The sequence below is a fragment of the Candidatus Avelusimicrobium faecicola genome, assembly GCA_900540405.1.
Lineage (GTDB): Bacteria > Elusimicrobiota > Elusimicrobia > Elusimicrobiales > Elusimicrobiaceae > Avelusimicrobium > Avelusimicrobium faecicola.
The window spans coordinates 1-2,705 of record UQFW01000086.1 but is presented as its reverse complement, the minus strand read 5'-3'; the positions used below and the strand labels follow the sequence as shown (position 1 = coordinate 2,705).

General features: G+C 49.9%; 4 protein-coding genes. 3 read left to right on the top strand and 1 reads right to left on the bottom strand.

Features of this window, described 5'->3' with window-relative positions; genetic code table 11:
- The first annotated feature begins 50 nt into the window (after nt 1-50).
- The gene (locus ACQY18_RS06580; protein WP_428039296.1) at nt 51-701 is read left to right on the top strand and encodes an outer membrane beta-barrel protein; all 651 of its coding nucleotides are present in this window, start codon (nt 51-53) and stop codon (nt 699-701) included.
- Between the two features lie 92 nt (nt 702-793).
- On the opposite strand, the gene frr is transcribed toward ACQY18_RS06580, so the two are convergent.
- Nucleotides 794-1,348: a ribosome recycling factor gene (gene frr, locus ACQY18_RS06575; RefSeq protein WP_428039297.1), complete on the bottom strand. Its 555-nt coding sequence runs from the start codon at nt 1,346-1,348 to the stop codon at nt 794-796.
- A 162-nt stretch (nt 1,349-1,510) separates the two neighbouring features.
- Between frr and ACQY18_RS06570 the strand changes: the two genes are divergently transcribed.
- Nucleotides 1,511-2,326: an aldolase/citrate lyase family protein gene (locus ACQY18_RS06570; protein ID WP_428039295.1), complete on the top strand. Its 816-nt coding sequence runs from the start codon at nt 1,511-1,513 to the stop codon at nt 2,324-2,326.
- A gap of 13 nt (nt 2,327-2,339) precedes the next feature.
- Nucleotides 2,340-2,705: thiamine pyrophosphate-binding protein (locus tag ACQY18_RS06565; RefSeq protein WP_428039294.1), on the top strand; the 366-nt coding region annotated here is incomplete at its 3' end.

Here is a 2,705-nt window from a genome sequence, read left to right as displayed (position 1 = left end):
TAAGAAAAAGTTATAATAAAATCAGGTATCAAAATAAACGGAGCGTTTTTATGAATAAAATTTGGATTGTTTTTTGTTTGTGCCTATTTGTGGGTGCGCCTTTGGCGGCGCAGGAATATACGGTCGTCCGTGGGGAACGGCAATTTGCCGATTTGGGCAACTGGGGCGCGTATTCCGGCGGGGAAATGACGTTGGGTTTAGGTATGGCGCAAAGTCCGTCCGGCCCCAAAGGCGGTGGGGATTACACCAAACCGGGGGCCGTGTTGGGGACCGCCGCGCTGGTGGATATGCTCCCCTTTTTAAGCACCGGTGCCGAATACAATTACGCCGCTTTCCGCACTCCGGCGGCCGTGCGGGGCACGGAATACACCCTGCAAACGCAGGAAGTGTTCGGGCTGTTCAAATTTAAGTGGAATGTAGCCAAAAATTTCCGCGTGTATGCGCCGCTGGGGGTGGGGGGCGCGTGGCTGCGCTTAACGCGGCGCCAGGCGGGGGAAGAATCGTTCCGGGATAAATGGGCCGTGGCCGCAACGGCGGGCGCGGGGGTGGAAGTAGATTTGAGCCCTACTTATTTTATCGGGGCGGAATACCGCTATGTGCTGCCTTTTATCCAAACGGCGGATTTGGACCCGGCAAACGGCAGTTCGCGCTATTTGCAAATGCACCATTTTTTTGTGCGGATTGGCAAGCGCTTTTTTTAAGATTTGTAAGGCCCCGCTAACAGAAACAGAATAATAAAAAACCCCCGGCGGAACCGGGGGCTGTAAAAAATGTTTCAGCGTTTGGGCGGAAACTAGATTTTCATAATTTCGGTTTCTTTGGCTTTGATGGTTTTGTCAATTTCGGCCACATACAAATCCGTAGCTTTTTGCACATCCCCTTCATAGCGTTTCAAGTCGTCTTCGGTAATTTCGCCCGTTTTTTGCGCTTTTTTGAGCTTTTCAATTACTTCGCGGCGGTTGTTGCGCACGGCCACTTTGTAGTCTTCGCTCATTTTGGAAATATTTTTAGCCAACTGTTTGCGGCGTTCTTCCGTCATGGACGGCAGCGTAATGCGGATGACTTTGCCGTCGTTTACCGGGCTGGCGCCCAAATCGGCCTTTTGGAGGGCTTTATCAATATCGTTAATGGCGCTGATGTCCCACGGTTGGATTTCCAACGTTTTAGCGTCCAATATGTTAATCATAGCCATTTGTTTAATGGGGGTTTGCGTGCCGTAATAATCTACGCGGATGTTTTCCAACAGGCCCGCGCTGGCACGGCCGGTGCGGATGGTGGCCAAGTCCCGTTCCAAATGTTTAACATGGTCGGCCATTTCGGTTTTGGTTTTGCTGATAAGAGCGCTGATTCCTTCCATAAAATCCTCTTTGCGTGTGATTTAATAAATATATTTGTATTATAGCAATTCTTGGCATTTTCGTCAGCGTTCATACGCGCGCGCGGGTGTTCTTGCCCGCGCACGGTGTTATTTTGTAAACTAAATTGCGGTGTGCCGCCTGTGGGGGAGAATATGAACCATTTAGAACTTAAAATGTTGGACGCCTTAAAAGACTTGAAAGAAAACCACCATGTATTGGGGGTAAAGGCGGAATTTGAGGCCGAGGGAACCCGCATGGAAGAAGCCTTGCGCCTAAAGGAAGTAGTCACGCGCGCGGGGTTGGATTTAACCATAAAAATAGGCGGGTGCGAAGCCGTAAAAGATATGTTTGATGCCCGCACCATTGGTGTAAAGGGCATTGTAGGCCCTATGATTGAAACCCCTTACGCCATGAGCAAATATGTAAAAGCCACCCACTTTGTATTCCCGCAAGAGGAACGCCGCGAAATGGAATTTTTTATTAATGTGGAAACCATTACCGGTATGCAAAATCTGGACGCCATGATGGCCTGTGCGGAATTTAATGAACTGGCCGGCATTGTTTTGGGGCGCGTGGATATGACGGGCTCTATGGGGCTTTCCCGCGAGGATATTAATTCGGAAACTATTTTTCAAATGGCCGAAAGCATGAGCCGCAAAATACACCGCGCCGGCAAAAAAATGGTTATCGGCGGCGGTGTTTCCGCGCACTCGCTACCGTTTTTTGCGCGCCTGCCGCAAGGGGCTTTAACCAAGTTTGAAACGCGCAAAGTGATTTTTGATGCCCAAGCGGCCATCAAAGACCCTAATGCCGATAAAGGCATTTTGAAGGCCGTAGGTTTTGAACTGATGTGGTTGCAAAACAAGCGCGATTTCTACGGTATGATTTACCGCGAGGACGAACAGCGCTTAACCATGTTGGAAGACCGTTATAAAAAATTGATTGAGGCCGCAGGCGGGCGGTTGTAAGCATTTTTCAAATATGATTAAAACTTCGGACTATTTGGTAAAAAAGTTGGAGGCGCTGGGCGTGGATACCGTTTTTATGGTTTCCGGCGGCGGCGCTATGCACTTAAACGATAGCTTAGGTAAAAGTAAAAAAATCCGTCTGATTTGCAATCATAACGAACAAGCCTCCTCCATGTGTGCCGAGGGGTATGCGCGCGCCCACCAAAAATTAGCGGTTGTGTGCGTGACCACCGGGCCGGGTGGGCTGAACTGCTTAAACGGTGTTTTCGGCGCGTGGACGGACAGCGCACCGGTACTGTTTATCTCCGGTCAGGTCAAATACACCACCACACTTGCTTCTTGTTCCGGCGTGCCTTTGCGCCAACTGGGGGACCAAGAG